Below are 18718 nucleotides of genomic sequence, written 5' to 3'. Positions count from 1 at the left end.
GGGAACTATAACGCAACCTCCGCGCCGGGGCAAGCCGGCGATTAGCGCGCGTTCGCCCGTCCGGGCCTGGCCAGGTTCTCCGGCAGCCCCTCCACGAACGCCTTGATCACGTCGCCTGTGAGCGCCCGGCCCATCCCTCGGCCATCTGACTGCGGCAGGAGTTGCCGGTGCAGAGGAACAAGATGTTCCTTTTTCCAGCTAGGCCGTCACTCCGTTGCGATTCTGATGCAATCGATAGGTGCGTTTGCCCTGGCGCCCATCCTGATCGCGAGGGGCGCCCCACCGTGTGCCGATCCGGGGCCGCTGCGGCGGACGGGACGGACGATCAGCGCGCCGTGTAGATGAGATAGAGCCCGCCGAGAAGGACCAACGCACCGCAGAGTCTCTTGAGGATCACTGCGCCCTTGGACTTCTCGTTCCAGTTCAGATAGTGCTGAACGATCTCGGTGAACGTGCCGGCCAACACGATCACCGCGCAGTGCCCCACGCCGTAGATCGCCAGCAGAAGTATCCCGTAGGGCAGATTCGTCGCCGCCAACTTGAACGTCACGGCCAGCATCGGGGCCATGTAGGCGAAGGTGCAGGGGCCCAGCGCCACGCCGAACACGAGCCCCAGAATGAAGGCCGCCAGCATCCCCTTGCGCTTCACGCCCGGTTGGGCGGCTCCCGGCATCGGCAGTCGGATCGCGTCCAGGAGGTAAAGGCCAACGACAAAGAAGATGACGGCTACGGCGTAATTCCCCCAGCGTCCGACGTCACCCATCATCCGGCCTGCGGCCGCTGTCATGGCCCCAATCACGCCAATCGTGAGCAGGATCCCCACGGAGAACAGCAGGGAGATCGTTAACGCCCGTCGCGTGGTAATCCGTCCCTGCTGGTCGATGAATCCCACGATCAGCGGGATGCTCGCCAGGTGGCATGGGCTGAGCAGGATGCTCAGCACGCCCCAGACGAAGGCCGCGCTCAACGCCAAGCCGACCGAGCCTTCGACAGCCCGGGAGAGTGCCGTAAAGAGTTGTTCCATCACAGACTGACCCCCAGTTCCTTCCACTTCGCCAGTATGTCGTCCTTGCCGAAGAAGCCCTCGTGGCGGAACAGTTCCTGGCCGGCGGCATCGAAGAAGATCTGGGTCGGGATCACGCTGATCCCGTACTGCTTCGCGGCATCCGGGTTATTCCAGACGTCAATGAACACGACCTTCATTCTCCCGGCGTAGGTCTTTTTCAAGTCCTCCAGGATCGGGACCATCATCTTGCAGGGGATGCATTTGCTCGCGCCCAAATCCACGAGGCGCGGTAGCGGCTCGCTTTGCGCGGCGGGTTCCGAGGCGGGTGTCGGCATGGCGTTTGCCGCCGCCGCAGGTGGTTCGCCCGCCGCAGAGTGATCAACCGTGGATTTCTTGCCCGCGTGCTTGGCGATCAGTACGCCCACCACCGCTACGGCCAGCGCAATCCAGATCCACTTGCCCGGCCCGCTGCAACAACTCCCGCGTCCACAACCGCAGGAGTCTTCCTTCTGCTTCTCAACGTCGTTGTTCATGAGTGCCTCACTTTCCCTCAATCAGCTCACCAGCCTTGCAGCCCCCGCCGTTGCCGCCTGCGCCACGGTCTCGGGAGTCGGTGGCGTCTTGCCTTTCTCCATGCCCAAGTCCGCCAACTGCAGGCGTTCGTACGTCGTGAAACCGGCCTGCTCCAGACAGTTCTTCACGCCGTTCAGCGGACACCCGTCGATGGCAAGAATGCGAGCGGCCGACTGCGTCGTCGCCAGGATACCCGACACCCGTCCGCCGACGCCCGCCAGGCAGAACATCCTGCCCGCGCCGTCCTGCGTCAGTTTTCGCGCCGCCTGATCGGCAATCGCGCCGACATCCGCAGCACCGGAACACGCGAAGATCAGTTTCGGAGCCGCGCCGCATGCACACGCATTTTTGTCGCTCATCCTGAATCTTCCTTTCTGGTTGTTCTCGCAAAGACGCAAAGAACGCTAAGCCCGGTCTCATACCTTTGCGTTCTTTGCGCCTTGGCGAGAACTATCTCCATCTACGACGCCATCCATCCGAACACCACGCCGGTGATCGTCGCCATGACCACCACGAGCCCGATGAAGGTCAGCGTCTTCCTCGGTCCCAGGAGCGAGTTGATCACCAGCATGCTCGGCAGCGAAAGCGCCGGACCGGCGAGCAGTAGAGCCAGCGCCGGACCTTGTCCCATGCCGCTGTCTAGCAGGCCGCGCAGGATCGGGACTTCCGTCAGGGTCGCGAAGTACATCAGCGCACCGGTCAACGAGGCAAAGAAATTGGTCCAGACCGGCCAGACGGCGCTCATCCAGCCCGGCACGTCACCCGCGTCGCGCCCCAGAAGCGTCAGCAGGGGCGATGGCGAATCGCCGACGAGCGCCCGAATCCAGACATTGGGCACGATCCCGGCGTCGGGCGATTCCGGGCTGCCGAGAAAAAAACCCGCTGCCAGTACGCCGCCCATCAGCAGGGGAGTGATCTGCTTCCCGAATCCCCATGTGCCGCGCAACCACTCCTTCCGCTCCGATCCGGGCACCCACCGAATAACCATCAGGGCCAATGCCGCCAGCGCCCCGAGAACGATCGCCCAGCGCCAGGCATGCACGGCATCCTGAACGCCTGGATGCCGCAGGGGGGCAATGGAGACGAGATCGGCGGAGGGAATGGTCTGCACCGCCCCGTCGGCTGTCAAGACACGGACATATCCGGCGGTGCGCTCCATCTCCCGCCCTTCGACGCGGAGAGTCGTCAGGCCGTTGGGACAGCAGAGGAAGACCGCTCGCACGTCTCCGCTGCGCGCCCAGTTGGCGAAAACCAGCACTGCAACCATGACCAGAAAGAGCAGAGCGGTCTTCCACAACGGCCGGTTCCCGGGCGCGTCTTCGCCCATATAGAGATCCTGGGCCTTGGCTGCCTTCGCCCGCTCTTCCTTGCGGTACAGCAGATGCATCAACAGTCCAATGACCACGCTGAACGTCACGGCGCCCACCGCCCGTGCCACGCCCAACTGCCAGCCCAGCAAGCGGGCGGTCAACACGATGGCCAGCACATTGATCGCCGGTCCGGAATAGAGGAACGCGACGGCTGGGCCAAGACCGGCACCGCGCATATAGATGCTGCCAAACAGAGGAAGCACCGTGCAGGAGCAGACGGCGAGGATGGTCCCGGAGACCGAAGCGACGGAATAGGACAGCCACTTCGATGCCTTTGGCCCGAGGTACTTCATCACAGCGTTCTGACTGACGAACACGCCGATGGCTCCGGCGATGAAGAAGGCCGGGATGAGGCACAGCAACACGTGCTCCCGCGCATACCACTTGGCCAGTTTGAACGCCTCGATGATCGCGCCTTGAAAACGCGCTGTCTCGACGGGCAGGTGGTAGAGGACCAGAAAGAGTCCGACCAGCCATCCGAGTATCTTCAGTTCCCGGCGATTGCCGTCGCTCATGGTTCAGACGCCTTTCCGCCCCTGGCAACATCCGCCTGACGTGCAGCTTCCGCGCGGAGCACACGCATGGTGCAATCAAACATGCTCAGGACACACGGGGTTAGCAACCGCAGGTAGCTCCGCACACCCTCCCGCCGTTCGCCGACGATGCCGACGTTCCGGAGTTCGGCGACGTGCCGCGAGAGCGTGGACTTATTCATGGGGAACAGCGGCTGCAGTTCGCAGATGCAGCGCTCGCCACGGCTCAACTCGTCCACGATCTTCAGGCGCACCGGACTGGCCAGCGCCTTCATCACCCGCGCCCGCGCTTTCAATTCTTCCGAGTTCATGCTGCCAGTATATAGCATAGTTGCGCAACAATGCAACAAGAAAACGCGACCCAAAAAACGCATGCAGAACCGACTCAGGAGGTTGGGGAGGCGCCTCAACAGCTCACGGGATATGATCGCCGATATATCCGAGCTGGCGGAGGAGGAAGAAGTTCTTCATCCAGTTCTTCTCTTCCTTGACCCACAGCTCCAGATGGGCGTGGATTCCGAACATGTCGCTGATCTCGGGTTCGGCGCCGCGTTTGACGGTGCGGATCGTCCGCCCTTTGTCGCCGATGACGATCCCCTTCTGTGAGTAGCGGTTGACCAGAATGGTGGCGGTGATGTGCCAGTCGGTCCCCTCCTCGACGATCTCGTCCACGCGCACGGCGATTTCGTGCGGCAACTCATCCATGAGCTTGGCAAAAAGCTTCTCGCGGATGACATCGGCGATTGCCAGTTTGCGGGGATAATCGGAAACCACATCATCCGGGAACAGGAGTTCATCCGCCGGGGCGGCCAGGGTGAAGAGGGTGTCGGCGACCGCCGCGACGCCCGCGCCGCCCGACGCTGACGCGCTCATCCAGAGGACCTCTTTCGTCACGCCCTTTTCCTGAAGGATCGTCGCCCACAGCGTCTGGTATTCGGCGGTGTAGAGCGGTTCTCGGTCGGACTTATTGAGGAGGAACACGCACGGCTGTTCGGTATGCGCCAGCCGTCGCAGCCAGCCGTCGTCCTCAATCTGCGGCTGATGCGAACCGTCAATCACCAGCAGCACAATGTCAACCGTCGACGCCGCCTGCCGGGCCATCCGGTTCATCAGCGTGCCGAGGTGCCCCTCGGCCTTGTGCAACCCCGGCGTATCAAGAAAGACCAGTTGGCCGCGGGGTTCGGAGAGGATGCCGCGAATCGTGTTGCGCGTAGTCTGCACGACGGGGCTGACAATGGAGACCTTCTCGCCGACCAGCCGGTTGACGAGCGTCGATTTTCCGGAATTGGTGCGTCCCACGACGCCCACCACCGCGCATAGCGGCTTCGGGGTTGGGTGCGTCCTGCACGGATTCATGGCACCTGCCTGTCGGTCGTGCCGGGGTTGAAGGACGTGAACTGCCCCGTGGCGTCAAGAACCGCTTTCCAGAGATCGCTGTTCAGATCCACCTGCTGCCGTTCGGTGCAGACGAGTTGTGTCGGCACAAGCGTGTAGGCGTTCCCCGAAATATTGGAGATCACACAGTTAGTGCGCCCGGCCATCGCGGCGTGGACCGCGTTGCGCGCCAGGAGGTAGCAGCGGATCGCATCCGTCCCCTTGGCCGGCACGCTGCGGATCGAATAACTCGGATCGAAATATTTGACCGAAACATTCCGTCCCGTCCCCTTGAAATGAGCCTCCAGCGCGAGCTTGAGGTATTCACCGATGTCCTTTTTCGGCAGGTTGCCCGAGGCATCGCGCCGCTCAGCCTCGCCGCTGATCAGCCGTTGCCCGGCGCCTTCGGCGACGACGATCACGGCGTGATCCTTTCCCGAATTGAATCGGCGATCGATGGCCGCGAGGAGCCCGCAGGGCCCTTCAATCTCAAAATCCATCTCTGGGATCAAACAATAGTTAATGATCGGGTTGGCAACCGTGGCATAGGCGGCGATGAACCCCGAATCGCGGCCCATGAGCTTGACCAGACCGATGCCGTAGTGGGTGCCCTTGGCCTCGGTATGGGCCGAGCTGAGGATGGGAGAGGTTTCGGCGACGGCGGTTTCGAAGCCGAAGCTGCGGCCGACGAAGTTGAGATCGTTGTCAATCGTCTTGGGTATGCCCACCACGCTCACGGCCAGTCGGCGTTTGCGGCATTCGTCAGCGACATCCCGGGCCGCGCGCAGCGTGCCGTCGCCGCCGATGCAGAAGAGGAGATTGATGTTCATGCGCGTCAGGGTGTCAACGATTTCGCGGGTGTCCTGCTGACCGCGCGAGGAGCCCAGGATCGTGCCGCCGACTTCGTGAATGGTGTCGACCACATCGGTATTGAGCATGATCGGCGCATGGGCAAAGCGCGGAATGAGGCCGCAGAACCCGTAGCGGATACCGTAAATCAGCTTGATGCCGTAATCGAATGATAAAATTTCGACCAGCCCTTTGATCACATGGTTCAACCCCGGACACAGTCCGCCCGCCGTGAGGATCGCCGCGCGGCTCCAAGCGGGGTCATGGTAGATCTTGCGGTGCGGGCCCGCCATCTCGAACGACGGCAGGGCACCGTCGAGCTTGCTCATGGCGTTCTTGAGCAGCTCGACCTCATAGGCCATCACGGCGCGGGACCCGCTGGTGATGAATTGGCGCAGACGCGCCGGCGAGTCGATTTGGCACTCACCCAAGGTTTCGACATCCAGGCAATAGGATGCGGGATCCTGCATGACGCAGTTAAATAGGCTCATGGAAGCACCTGTTCGTTTTCATCACGGGGCACGGTTGATTTCTGCAGCGGCGAAAACAGCTCGACTCGCACCGGGAAGTGATCGGAGTAGCCGATCCGCTGCCGCCCGCTTGTGTAGGCGGCCCGCGCTCGCCAATAGGAGAGCGGCCGGCCCGCTGCGTTGGTTTGCGGGCCGGAGACAAAAATCGCGTAGGTGTTGGTCACCGCCTGCCAGGCGGCGGGCGAATCCGAGCCCGGGAGCATGCCGGGGCTGACCGCCATGGAGTCAAAAGAGTTCCACACCCGGTTCCGGCTGTAGTAATACGTGCCTCGGCCATCAGGCGGCAGCAGGCCCGAGAGGTTGTGCAGCACAGCGTTCGTCGGATGACTTGGACCAGGCGGCCAGGGGACGAAACCCGCCGCATGGAGTAGGATATCGCTCTCGACAGGGTCGTTGAAGTCGCCGGTTGCGAGGACGGCGGCGTCTGTCCGGAGGGTCAGGAGGGTCCGCACCTGTTGCGCCTGATGGCGGGCCTCCTGCGTGCGAATCGCCACATTGGTGTCGGGATTTCCCGACCATGATTTCCAATGATTACAAAAAACGGTCAGTGCGCGGCCTTCAAAGTCAAACGTCGCGGCAAGTTGGTCGCGCATGCCGGTGACGGGGGCGGTCCAGACGATGTTGCCTGGCTCGTGGCGGGAGAGGATGGCCACGTCGATGCCACGCTTGTCGCCTCCCTCGCGGTGGATGATGACCGGGAGATTCCATCCAAACGCCGTCGCGGTCACGCGGGAGAGATCCTCCAGCACACGGCGGTTTTCAACCTCCACCAGGCAGAGAATGTCGGGCCTCATCGCCGCGACCACCTCCGCCAGATTGGTCAGCTTCTGCGCATAGCGCGCCGCAGTCCAGTACATCTTGCCGCGCGGCGTGAATTCATCATCGCCCGGATTGTCGGGGTCGTCTGCGGCGTCGAACAGGTTCTCGACGTTCCAAGAGGCGATCACGAGGTTGGTCACGCGGGCGAAGGCCTGCGTCCCCGCCAGAGTGATCGCCACCGCGCCAATAAGCAGTATGCGCATAAGCTGTCCCACCGTGCCCCGGCTGCGCCTCATGCGTCCACACACCAGGTCCGCCGCGATTCAGCGGCCGCCTACAGGACGCTGCAGAGGCGGTAAAGGACGCCTGCGGCGACGGCCGAGCCGATAACGCCCGAGACGTTGGGGCCCATGGCATGCATGAGCAGGAAGTTGGACGAGTCGGACTCGAGTCCGACCTTATTCGACACACGGGCGGCCATCGGCACGGCCGAGACGCCGGCGGAGCCGATGAGCGGGTTGATCTTCTCCTTCAGAAAGACATTCATCAGCTTGGCCATCAGCACGCCTGTGGCGGTTCCGATCGCGAAGGCGAACAGGCCCAGCACGATGATCCCCAGCGTTTCAGGGGTCAGAAATTTATCCGAGGCCAGCTTCGATCCGACCGCGAGGCCGAGCAGGATCGTGACGATATTGATCAGGCTGTTGGCCATGGTGTCGGAAAGGCGCTCGACCACGCCGCACTCGCGGGCGAGGTTGCCGAGCATCAGGGCGCCCACCAGCGGGGAGGCTGAGGGCAGCAACAGCGCGCACAACAGCGTCACGATCAGCGGAAAAACGACCTTCTCGATCCTCTTGACCGGCCGCAGTTGCTTCATCACGATCTTGCGGTCAGCCTCCGTGGTGCACAGTTTCATGATCGGCGGCTGGATGATCGGCACCAGAGCCATGTAGGAATAGGCGGCCACGGCGATCGCTCCCAGCAGGTCGGGTGACAGCTTGGTGGTCAGCCAGATGGCGGTCGGGCCGTCGGCGCCGCCGATGATCCCGATCGAGGCGGCGTCCTTGATCGAGAAATAGAGACCCGGAACATAGTCGTTCAAGACCAGCGCGCCGAGCAGGGCGCAGAAGATGCCGAACTGGGCCGCGCCGCCCAGAAGGGCGGTCTTGGGATTGGCGATCAGCGGACCGAAGTCGGTCATTGCGCCCACGCCCATGAAGATCAGCAGCGGGAACACGCCCGTGCTGACGCCCATGTCGAAGATGTAGTAGAGGAAACCGCCCGGTTCGAGCATGACCGGCGTGCAGACGCCCGTGGCGGCGTCCACAACCATCTTCATCACCGGCGCGGCGGTGATGCCGGCGTTGGGGATGTTGGCCAGCAGGCCGCCAAAGCCGATCGGCAGCAGCAGGAGCGGTTCGAACCCCTTGATGATGGCCAGATAGATGAGAACAAGGCAGACCGCGACCATGACCGCCTGGCCAACGCCGTAGGGAAAGACGCCAGGTTTATGCGACAATTCAACCTCTTTGTGGTAGGTTTCACTGTCAACAACAACAGGATCAGCGGCATAGCGCGGCTCCGTCACGGTAAAACCGTAAATACCGGTTTCCATCCAGATGGTTTTCAGGCGGCTGACCAGAGAGGGTTTCTCCCGTTGGGTCTGAGCCGCGCTGGGAGCCGCATCAGGGGCAGACGGCTCGGCGCGCACGGACGGCTGAAGCATCAGCGCGGAGGCTGTGATGAGAGCGAAGATGAACGTTTTCATAGGTAGGCAGTCAAAGGGAGTGTTGGGTGTCGCACGCGCCTCACGAGAGGCGCGCCATGAGGTCGCCCGTGTTGACCTTTTGTGCGTGGTTGACGTCGATGGAGGCCACGGTTCCAGAAGAGGGCGCCTTGATGGGAATCTCCATCTTCATCGCCTCCATGATCAAAATCTCTTCGCCCTCTTTGATCAAATGACCCGGCTGGACGATGATGCGCAGGATGACGCCAGGGACCGGAGCGACGATATGCACAGCGGCGGCGGCAGTCTCGGCCGGGGCCGGAGGCTTGGCGGCGGCGGCCGGCTTGGCGGCGGGCGGAGTCTCGGCTATGCCTTCTTTGATTGAGAACGCATAGGCCTTGCCATTGACGACCGCCTGATCGCCCGCGAACGTGATCGCATAGGCCGCACCATCAACCGTGACCGTACAGGCGTCCGATTTGGGTGCGTCCGCTTTTGCTGTGCCCTGTGCCGACGCGTTCTTGCGGACGCCGACGGTGGCCTTGCCCTCCAGAAAGAGGATGCCCTTCTCCTGACAGGCGGCGGCAATGAAGACGTTCTCGTCGGTCAGAGGCAGCCCCTTGTCGGTGAGCATCTTTCTAAACGTGGGGAGTGACTTCTTGGGGTCGGCATCGTTAATCTCCAAGACGGTCTTGGTGGTCGGCTGGAGATTGAGCTGCTCGGCAGAGATCTTCACGATCTCGGGGTCCGGCGGGACCGGCGTCTTGCCGAAATAGCCAAGCACCATCTTGCCATAGCCCGGGGCGATCTTTTTCCACGGCCCGTGCAGCACGTTGTTGAACGCCTGCTGGAAGTAGAACTGCGAGACCGGGGTGACCGAAGTGCCGAACCCGCCGCGGCGGACGACCTCGGACATGGCCGCGATCATTTCGCCATAGCGGCTCATGAGATTGTTGTCGCGCAGCATCTGGGTGTTGGCCGTGAGCGCGCCGCCCGGCATGGGCGACCACGGAATCAGAGGCTCGACCGCCAGCGCCTCTGGCGGAAGGAAGTAGTCCTTCATACAGTCGCGGAAGACCGCCTCGGCCTCGCGCACCTTGTCGATATCGACGCCCAGATCGTACTCGGTGCCGCGCAGCGCGTGCCACATGACGATCACGTCGGGCTGGCAGGTGCCGCCGGAGACCGGGGCGAGCGACAGGTCGATCAAATCAGCGCCTGCGTCGAGGGCGGCCTTATAGGCGAGGACGGCGCACCCGGCGGTCTCGTGGGTATGGTAGTGGATCTGCGTTCCCGCAGGGAGGAGCTTACGCGCGCGCCGGACCGTCTCAAAAACGACGGCCGGGGTCGACGTGCCCGAGGCGTCCTTGAAGCAGACCGAATCAAACGGGATGCCGACCTTCAGAATCTCGCGCAGCGTCTTCTCGTAGAAATCGGGATCATGAGCGCCGGTGCACCCGGGCGGCAGGGCCATCATCGTGACGGCGATCTGGTGCTTGAGCCCCGCATCATGGATGCACTGGCCCGAATACACGAGGTTGTTGACGTCGTTGAGGGCATCGAAGTTGCGGATCGTGGTGATGCCGTGCTTCTTGAAGAGTTTGGCATGCAGCGCGATCACCTCGGACGATGCCGAATCGAGGCATACGAGGTTCACGCCACGGGCGAGCGTTTGCAGGTTCGCCTGGGGACCGGCAACCTCGCGGAAACGGTCCATCATGTGGAAGGCATCTTCGTTGCTATAGAAATAGGGCGACTGAAACATCGCGCCACCGCCCGCTTCAAAATACGAAATGCCGGCCTCGCGTGCCGCATGGACGGCGGGCATGAAGTCTTCGGTCAGGACGCGGGCGCCGTAAACGGATTGGAAGCCGTCACGAAAGGCGGTGCACATGAATCGGACTTGTTTTTTGGCCACGGGTGGAACTCCTCTTGCGGGTTAGGTCGGGAATGCGGGAAAGATTCGAAGGGTGGAAAAAGGCTGGAGAATGAAGGGGGAAAGGAAACGGTGGAAGAACGAGGGGGGAGGCTGAAATCAGCGCCGACGGGCAGTCGCGATGGCGATGGCTATCTTGAATGCTTCGTCGGTTGCGGGAGCGGCGGCGGGCCTCGGCTTGTTGGGTGCGGCCTGCTCGGCATCCGGCAGCAGATAGGAAAAGCGCTCAAAGAATTTGGACAGCGACATCACGCCGATCATGACCAGCAAGAAAGCGTAGACGATCAGCATTCCAACCGCGAGGAGAATGAAGCCTTCACGCAATAATAATGCGGGGGTCATAGCAATCCCTTTCCAACCTGAAAAAATTGAAGACGGCAGTTTATATAAAGATGGCTAAAAAGTCCATGCAAATTATTTTGCCCAAAAGCGGCGAATCGACAGTTATTGCTTTCTCACGTCTGGAAAGCCGAGAACCTCGGACGTTTTCTTCTCCATCTGCTTGATGATCAAGTCGCTCACATCGTCAGTCCCCTGCACCTCAAACGGCGCGGTGCGCACCATTCGGTCACACGGCCCGGGCCAGTTCCCGCAGACGGGAAAGATCCAGTTTTCCGGTTGGGAGAAGCGGCATGGCGTCGATGGGCACGCAGGCGTCCGGGTCGGGTTTCCACAGGTTGGGAAGGGGGGCGGCCGCGATGGCCGCATGGATCACCTCCACGGAGACGGTGGCGCGCGTGTAGAACAGGACCAAACGTTCGCCGCGGCGGTCGTCCGGCGCGGCCGTCACGGCCACGACAGGCTCGGTCCGACCCGTGGCCTGCTGCACAATCTCCTCGATCGCGCCGTGCGGCACCATCTCGCCGCCCAGCTTGCTGAAACGCGCCAACCGGTCGGTGATGCGCACAAAGCCCTCCTCGTCAATGGAGGCGATGTCACCCGTGCGGTACCACCCGTCGACAATGGCGGCGGCCGTCAGGTCGTCGCGATTCAGGTAGCCGATCATGACGTTGGGACCCTTTACCAGCAGCAAACCGGGCGTGCCGGGCGGCAGGCTGCAGCCGGTTTCCGGGTCCACCACCTTCATCACCACGCCGGGCACGGGCAGTCCGACGGAACCCGGCTTCGAGCCGGACTGATGCGCGCCGCCGGCCGACACATCCGGCACACTGAAGGCCGCCACGGGCGAAAGCTCGGTGGCGCCGTATCCCTCGCGCGGCGCGATGCCGAAGCGCGTCTCGAACGCATCGGAAATGGCAGGGCGCAACCGCTCGGCACCGGTCGCCACAAAGCGCAGATGACGGAAATCGGCGGGATCGATCTTGCGCGTGTAAAGCGCCAGAAACGTCGGCGTCGAGAACAGCAGCGAGCAGGCGTGCTCCCGGCATGCTTTGCCGATGCCGGCGGCGTCGAGCGGATTGGCGTGGTATGTCACCGGCACACCGCTGAGCACCGGATGCCAGATGCTGGCCATGAACCCGAAGGAGTGGAAGAACGGCAGCGCGGCCAGCAGGCGGTCATTATCGCGCGTCTCAAAAACCATGCGCAGTGACTCCACGTTGGAAAACAGGTTGTGATGGCTGAGCACGATGCCCTTGGGCGTGCCGGTGGATCCTGAGGAGAAGAGGATGGCCGCCGGTGAGTCCCCGCCAAAACGCGCAGGACGGCGCACAACCAGACGCACGGGGAGCACGAGACCAGCCAACGCCGCGCACCCGCGGCACATCCGGGAGGCCTGCATGATCGCAGCGACGTCGAGCTGATCGGCGGGCAGATCGGGCACGCCCAGGCGGGCCAGCAGCGCGGGCGACGTGACGACGACGCGCAGACCGCTCTGCGTGATCGCCGAACGCAGCGCCTCGGCCGATGCGGTGGGGTTGAGATTCACGGGAACCAAACCGGCGACCTGGGTGCCGACGTTCACCAGCGCCCCAGCCACGGAAGGCGGTAGCAGGATGCCGACCGGGGTGCCCGGCGGACCCAGGCGCCGCAGGCGCGCGGCGCACAGGCAGGCGCCTGCGGCGGCCGTCCAGCCGGTCAGGGAGCGGCCCATCGTGTCGGCCAGCAGCGGCCGCCAGGCGCGTTGCCGCAGGGCCCGCAGGGCCTCTTCGCCCAGCGGTCGGCGACGCAGCCGGCGCTCCGCAAAGTACTCGCACGACAGCTCGGCAACGGCCTGTTGCACCTGGTCGTGCGGCGTGTCGGTCGGGATCGGCCGGCCGAAGATCACCGAGAACGGATAGCGGCCGAGGCGCGGCAAGCGCCGCATGCCGCTGCCCCGGTAGTAACTGCCCAGCGATCCCCACGCTCCGCCGAGATAGACCGGGATGATCGGCGCGCCCGTGCCCTTGACGACCTTTTCGAAGCCGCGTCGGAAGGCTCGGATGTGACCCGTACGGGTCAGCTCGCCCTCGGGGAAGATCACCACCAAGTAGCCATCCTGCACCGCCCGGCGGGCGGCCTGGATGGCGGCGGCGAGTTGGCGCGGCGGGTCATCGCCGGAAATCGGGATGCAGTTGAGAATGCGAAAAACCGGCCGCAGCAGGCGCCACCGCTCGTAGATCCCGCGCCACACGACAAACCGCAGCCGGCGCTGCTGCGTGGCAATCAGCAGAGCCGCGTCCAGATAGGATGCGTGGTTGCTCACGATCAACGCACCGCCGCTTTCAGGCACATGGGCAAGCCCGGACACCTGCACCCGGCAGAGCAGGCGCGTGAAGACCAGCACGACGAAACGGGTGAGGAAGTCTGGCAGCACACGCACCGCCAGCACGCCGGCCACGAGCGTCAGGGCGCCCAGGACGGCAAAGCCCTGGGCCGGCGTCAGCCCGATCGCCTGGTTGCCGGCGATGATGCCCTGCGCGGCCAGCACGCCGAGCCATCCGATGAACGACGCAGCCGCCACGGCCTCTGCGCGGCGGTCGGCCGGCGCGTCGCGCTGGATAAAGGCGTCGAGCGGAATCAGGAACAGCCCGCCGCCCACGCCGGTGAGCACCAGCAGCGTGGCGACGGGCGCGATGCCGTGCGGCGCCAGCCCGAACACCAACGCGCCGAAGGCCATGACCAGCAGGCCGATGGGCACGATGCCGAACTCGATCAGCCGGCCCGACAGCCGCCCGGCCAGCCAGCTCCCCGCGCTGATGCCGGCGGCGGCGACCAGGAACAGATAGGCGCTGCTCTCCTGGCTCAGGCCCATGTGCCGCACGCCGTAGGAGAGAATGTTCCCCTGAACAAACGCGCCCACGAGGCTGAAGAAGGCCGATCCCAGGATGGCGCCGATGAGGTAATCCCGCGCGCGCAAATCCCGCAGCGTGCGCCAGACATCGTCAACCACAAACCAGGAGCCCCGGCGCGCCGTCCCGGCGGCCGGCGTACGGCCGACCAGAAGCGAAGCAATAAAGCCGATCACGGCGAGAGCGAGGGCCACGCCCTGCGCGTGGACGTAGTCGCCGCGGCAAAGGTCAACGACCCCCGGCGCCAGGCCCGAGGCGGCGATGATCGCCAGGTAGGTGCACACCGCAACCACGGCGTTTCCACGCGAGAGCTCGGGCGGCCGGACCAGCTCGGGCAGGATGCTGTACTTGGCCGGCCCGAAGAGGGCGCTCTGCGCGGCCATCAGCGCCAGCGTCGCGTAGAGGCCTGTCGGGCTCTGCATGCGGAAGGCGATCCATCCGGACAGCATGATGAAGATTTCGGCGGCCTTGATGACCTGCAGCAGGCGGCTTTTGCTGAAGCGGTCCGCCATCAGGCCCGCGAGGGGCGTCAGCGCCAGGAACGGAACGACAAAGACAACGCCCGCGACGGCAATCACCGCAGGATCGGCCGGAATACCGTTCAGGCGACTGATGTAAAAAACCAGGAGGAATTTGAAAAAATTGTCGTTGAGCGCGCCCAGAAGCAACGCGATGTTGAAACCGACGAAATTCGCCGAGCGGATTCCTGGGATCTGAGGCGCTCCGGTCACACGATCTCCTTAATGTATTCGCTCTTCAGCAAACGCCAGAGCACAACGACGAAAGCACTCAGGGGAACGCCGAGCATCAAGCCGAAGAACCCCCCCAGAATCGACGTCCAGAGCAACAGCGAGAAAATGATCCCGACCGGGTGAAGCCCGGTGCGACGCCCCATGACCTTGGGCGTGATGACGTAGCTGTCGAGTGTCTGAACCGCCAGAAAGACCACCACCACCAACCCCAGCTCCCCCACCCCGCCCTCGGCCAGAGCCATCGGCAGGGCGACCAGGAGACCCACCAGATTACCCATGTATGGGATAACATTGAGCGCGCCGAGCGCCAGGCCAATGAACAGCCCGTAGCTCAGGCCGACGCACCAGAAGCCGATTCCGAACAGAACGCCCTGAATCAGAGCGACCAGCACCTGACTTCGGAAAAAGGCGGTCAGGATGATCAGAAACTGGTCGATCAGGTAGACGACGTTCGTTCGGGTGTTCGGCTTGAGAAAGGGCAGGAACGACTCGACATCCGTGCCCGACACCGGCCGCCGCATCAGGAAAAAGCCGAGATAGACGGGCAGCACCATCCAGTTCAGCAAACCGCCGAGCAGGCTTAACACGCTTGCGCCCGCTTGGATGGCCCCGCCTCCGTTGAGGCGTGCTTCACAGGCGTGCTTCACCGCCTGCGCCAGAGTCAGGATCTGGTCGTTTAACCATTCGGAAAGTCCATACCGTGACAGAACCTCGCCCAAAGCGGGTATCCGGCTGACCACCGACTCCTGCGTGTGCTCGACGATTTCCGGCAGGTTGCGCAACAGCTCGATCCCCTGTCCGACGATCAGCGCGCCGGCCGTCCAGGCGAGCAGTCCGATCGGCAGCAGCGTGGACACAAAGAAGACAACCATGGCCAGCACATGCGAGCGGCGCAACACGCGATGCAACCAATCATAATAGGGCTTGCAAAACATCGCCAGAACCGCAGCCACCAGAATGGGCGCCAGAACCCCCTGGAGCGACGCGAGCACACGACCGCCAAAGACCGCCAGCACGGTCGCAAACCCGATGCTGCAGGAGACTGCAAGCACCGTCAGCCCCGTGCCGATGAGCGCCTTCTGTCGGTCGGAAAGAAAGCGGTCAACCGCCTGATCCGCCGCCGTGTGCGTGCCGTTCGCATCCCGTCGAACTTCGCTAGTGGGTGTCATCACGATGTTCCTCCTGTCACAAATCGGCCACAGGAACGGCAAGCGCGCCGTCCAGCGCCTCCAGGAGCTTGGGGCCCAGCTTCAGAATCGGTTCGTCCATCCGTTGCAACCCCAACTCGTTCGGCTGGGTTCCATCCGACAAGACAGTCTTGGCCACCTCGGAGACGGTCATGACCGAGAAATCCCGGCACGGCAGGTAGAGGCCGTTGTGCCCTTCGATCCGGGCCAGCACCCCGGCGCGTGTCAGGTCCTCAAGCACGTCCTGACTGAGCCGCGACGAGACCCGCCGATTCAGCGAGAAGGCTTCCGCGTCAAACGGCTGACCCTGCTCCCGGACCCCGCGCGCCGCCTCGGCGCAAAATGCCGCGGCGAGCAGAAACCGGGTGTACGGGCTCGCGCGGCCGGCCGCCGACTCCATGCGGCAGGTCGCGCCGTTCTGTAGCGCAAAGGTGACCTCCGCGCCCAGCAGGATAATCTGCCAACTGGTATAGACCCACATCAGCAGGATCGGCAGCAAAGCGAATCCGCCGTAGAGCGCGCTGTATTTGGCGATCCCAATCTGGAGACGGGCGCACACGACCAGCCAGACGCCAAACAGCATCGCCGTCAGGAAACCACCCGCGACACCCGGCGCGAGCCGGATCCGCATGTTGGGCATAAAGATGAGGAGAAAACTGAACGTGATCGTGCCCATGCCGAGCACGAGCGCCTGCTTCAGCATGGGCGAACCGACCACCGTACGCACGGTGTCAGCCACGGCGGCCCCGCCCACCGTGTCGGCCCCGCGCGCCAGCAGGTCGAGCACGGGCACTGTGGATGCGGCGGTGACCAGGAACGGCAGGATCAGCACCACGCTCAGATAGTCGGTAAATTTTCGCCATAATGTGCGCGGGACAGGAACTCCCCAGATCAGATTGAAGCTCACCTCGACCCGCCCGAGCAGGCCGATGACCATCCAGATCAGCGCGACCGCGCCGACTCCACCCAGCGTGCCGAAACTGATGGTATTAATTTGATCAAAAAGCTCGATGGCCTTGACCTCCAATTGCCCGGCGAACGCCAGCGCGGCCGATCGGGCAGCCTCATCGGCTGTTCCGGACTGCGCCGCCATCTGGCGCAAGAACGCGCCGAGATAGTCCGCAAACTGCTTTCTTATCATCTCGGCGCCGCCGAAGACCCGGCCCAGCGCCAGGGCCAGCGCCAGCACCGGGATCACCGCCATCAGCGTGTAATAGGTGAGCGCAGAGGCGTGCAACTCGCTCTGATTCTGGCGGAAGCCGCGGCCGACGGCGAATATGAATCGCAACGCCTGAAACGCCACCCGCCGAGAAACGGGCAGCGTGGCAGGCACGACGTCCCAGATGTCACGAGAAAGAAACCGCTCAGCGCCCGAGATCCGGCGCCGGATGTGCAGGGGGCTCATGTGATGGCCCTCATGTCGAGCACCCACTCATACAGCGGAACGCCCGCCTCGCGCGCCAAGGCCGCAATCTGGCCGCGCCGGATGTCGTCGATGTGCATGGTGATGATGATCCGCGAGACACGATGCGTCTGCACACAATCCACCAGGTCATCAATCAGTCCCAGCACGCGGATGCCGTAAACCTGTCGGCCCTGCAGGTTGGGATCGTCATCCAGCACGCCGACAACGACCAGATTCTGATTCGCGATCTGCTGTGTCCGTTTCTCGCGCAGAAACATCCGTAACCGCTCCCCGCCGCCGCAGACCAGGGCACGCGTGGCCGTTGGCTGGACCAACGCAATCACCCGTTCGATCGAGGAAACCGTCTCGCGCAGAACTTCCCGGTAAAGCCGGATCAGAACCATCGCGGGCAGGCTCATAATCAGAAACAGCAATGACACGGACAGGCGGATGCGGTCGTAAGCCTCCCAAAAAATCGAAACCGCGTACATCAGCGCCAGACCCGAAACAAACGTCACGGCAAACGTCATAAAATCACGCAACAGCGCGCGCGACCAAACCCGCCGATACGCGCCCGTGGTCGCCAGCAAGATGAAGATCATCCCGATCAGACCCGGCATGTCAACCGCCAGCATATGCGTGCCGACGTCCTTCCCAACGATCCAATGGCTGATCACAAAGCTTCCACCCATGATCAGGACATCCGTCAGAATATAGAGCGGCACGGAAATCCGGGCGGAAATCGAACGGGGCGCTTTCGCCAGCAGGACCCGCCCCGTATCCCACAGCTCGACACGAGTCAGGTGCTTGACGACCAGAAACACACCGACGATAAACGCCATCATGAAGACCCCGTTGCGCCGCTCCTCCGCCAGTATCGCAAACAGTCCGACCGCGACCAGCAGCACGTTCAATCCGTAAAGCAGGATTGCCGCCCTGCGCTGGCTCATCGTATGCGCCAGCACGCGGTGATGAACATGCTCTTTGTCGGCCTGCATCAAGCCGCGAAGCCTGTGGGTGCCGACCGCCGTGATAGCGGGAAAGAGCGCGCGCAGCGTCCGCCGCCAGATCGCCAGGGCCGTGTCAAAGATCGGAATGCCCATGGCGATCAGCGGCACACCGAGCGAGGCCAGCAACTCGGACTTCTGGCCTGACATCAACGGCAGCGCCCCCACCGCAAGCCCCAGGAACATCGATCCGCTGTCGCCCAGGAAGACCGTCGCGGGGTTGAAATTATAGCGCAAGAAGCCCAGGGCCGCGCCTGCCAGAGCGAGAAAGGGAACCGCATCCACCGATAAATTCCTGAGGAACATCGCACCGGCCAGACCGAGGGCGGCGATCATCGCGAGACCGGACGCCAGGCCATCCATGCCATCGATCAGGTTGAAGGCGTTCACCGCGCCAACGATCCAGAACACCGTCACCACGAAGTTGACCGGATCGGACAGCGTTATGGAACCCCCCCCCCGACGCGGAAGCCCGCAAGAT

At 63.3% G+C, this 18718-nt stretch carries 15 protein-coding genes and 1 pseudogene; all 16 read right to left on the bottom strand.

The window, feature by feature from the left end:
* Positions 1-127: 127 nt before the first annotated feature.
* A pseudogene (locus FJ222_05105) lies at positions 128-232 on the bottom strand (arsenate reductase ArsC).
* 93 nt (positions 233-325) lie between these two features.
* Positions 326-1027, bottom strand: coding sequence for a cytochrome C biogenesis protein (locus FJ222_05100; GenBank protein ID MBM4163799.1), 702 nt, complete (start codon positions 1025-1027; stop codon positions 326-328).
* Positions 1024-1539 (bottom strand): thioredoxin family protein, encoded by a 516-nt coding sequence (locus FJ222_05095; GenBank protein MBM4163798.1) that lies wholly within the window; start codon positions 1537-1539, stop codon positions 1024-1026. Before FJ222_05095 ends, FJ222_05100 begins: the two co-directional genes overlap by 4 nt.
* A gap of 21 nt (positions 1540-1560) precedes the next feature.
* Positions 1561-1938, bottom strand: coding sequence for a zinc-binding protein (locus FJ222_05090; GenBank protein MBM4163797.1), 378 nt, complete (start codon positions 1936-1938; stop codon positions 1561-1563).
* A 101-nt stretch (positions 1939-2039) separates the two neighbouring features.
* Positions 2040-3464, bottom strand: a complete 1425-nt coding sequence (locus FJ222_05085) for a hypothetical protein (protein ID MBM4163796.1) — start codon at positions 3462-3464, stop codon at positions 2040-2042.
* Positions 3461-3793, bottom strand: a complete 333-nt coding sequence (locus FJ222_05080) for a winged helix-turn-helix transcriptional regulator (protein ID MBM4163795.1) — start codon at positions 3791-3793, stop codon at positions 3461-3463. Before FJ222_05080 ends, FJ222_05085 begins: the two co-directional genes overlap by 4 nt.
* A 103-nt stretch (positions 3794-3896) precedes the next feature.
* Positions 3897-4838 carry a GTPase Era gene (locus tag FJ222_05075; protein ID MBM4163794.1) on the bottom strand — a complete coding sequence of 314 codons (942 nt, stop codon included), beginning with the start codon at positions 4836-4838 and terminating at the stop codon, positions 3897-3899.
* Positions 4835-6196: an ATP-dependent 6-phosphofructokinase gene (locus tag FJ222_05070; GenBank protein ID MBM4163793.1), complete on the bottom strand. Its 1362-nt coding sequence runs from the start codon at positions 6194-6196 to the stop codon at positions 4835-4837. The genes FJ222_05075 and FJ222_05070 overlap by 4 nt, the downstream gene beginning before the upstream one ends.
* On the bottom strand, positions 6193-7290 hold the full coding sequence (locus FJ222_05065; GenBank protein ID MBM4163792.1) for a hypothetical protein: 1098 nt from the start codon (positions 7288-7290) through the stop codon (positions 6193-6195). The genes FJ222_05070 and FJ222_05065 overlap by 4 nt, the downstream gene beginning before the upstream one ends.
* 38 nt (positions 7291-7328) lie before the next feature.
* The gene (locus tag FJ222_05060) at positions 7329-8720 is read right to left on the bottom strand and encodes a sodium ion-translocating decarboxylase subunit beta (protein ID MBM4163791.1); all 1392 of its coding nucleotides are present in this window, start codon (positions 8718-8720) and stop codon (positions 7329-7331) included.
* A gap of 82 nt (positions 8721-8802) precedes the next feature.
* Positions 8803-10614, bottom strand: a complete 1812-nt coding sequence (locus FJ222_05055; GenBank protein ID MBM4163790.1) for a biotin attachment protein — start codon at positions 10612-10614, stop codon at positions 8803-8805.
* Positions 10615-10755: 141 nt separating this feature from the next.
* Positions 10756-10998 carry a sodium pump decarboxylase subunit gamma gene (locus FJ222_05050; GenBank protein MBM4163789.1) on the bottom strand — a complete coding sequence of 81 codons (243 nt, stop codon included), beginning with the start codon at positions 10996-10998 and terminating at the stop codon, positions 10756-10758.
* Between the two features lie 226 nt (positions 10999-11224).
* Positions 11225-14617 (bottom strand): MFS transporter, encoded by a 3393-nt coding sequence (locus FJ222_05045; protein MBM4163788.1) that lies wholly within the window; start codon positions 14615-14617, stop codon positions 11225-11227.
* Entirely contained in the window at positions 14614-15810 is a 1197-nt protein-coding gene (locus FJ222_05040) for an AI-2E family transporter (protein ID MBM4163787.1), read from the bottom strand. The genes FJ222_05045 and FJ222_05040 overlap by 4 nt, the downstream gene beginning before the upstream one ends.
* A gap of 13 nt (positions 15811-15823) precedes the next feature.
* A complete protein-coding gene (locus FJ222_05035) occupies positions 15824-17230 on the bottom strand; it encodes a YihY/virulence factor BrkB family protein (protein ID MBM4163786.1) in 1407 nt (468 codons plus the stop codon).
* A partial coding sequence (locus tag FJ222_05030; protein MBM4163785.1) for a hypothetical protein occupies positions 17227-18718 on the bottom strand: 1492 nt, incomplete at its 5' end. The genes FJ222_05030 and FJ222_05035, both read right to left, overlap by 4 nt.

The sequence above is a fragment of the Lentisphaerota bacterium genome, assembly GCA_016873675.1.
Taxonomy (GTDB): domain Bacteria; phylum Verrucomicrobiota; class Kiritimatiellia; order RFP12; family JAAYNR01; genus VGWG01.
This window is presented reverse-complemented; position numbering and strand designations above follow the sequence as displayed.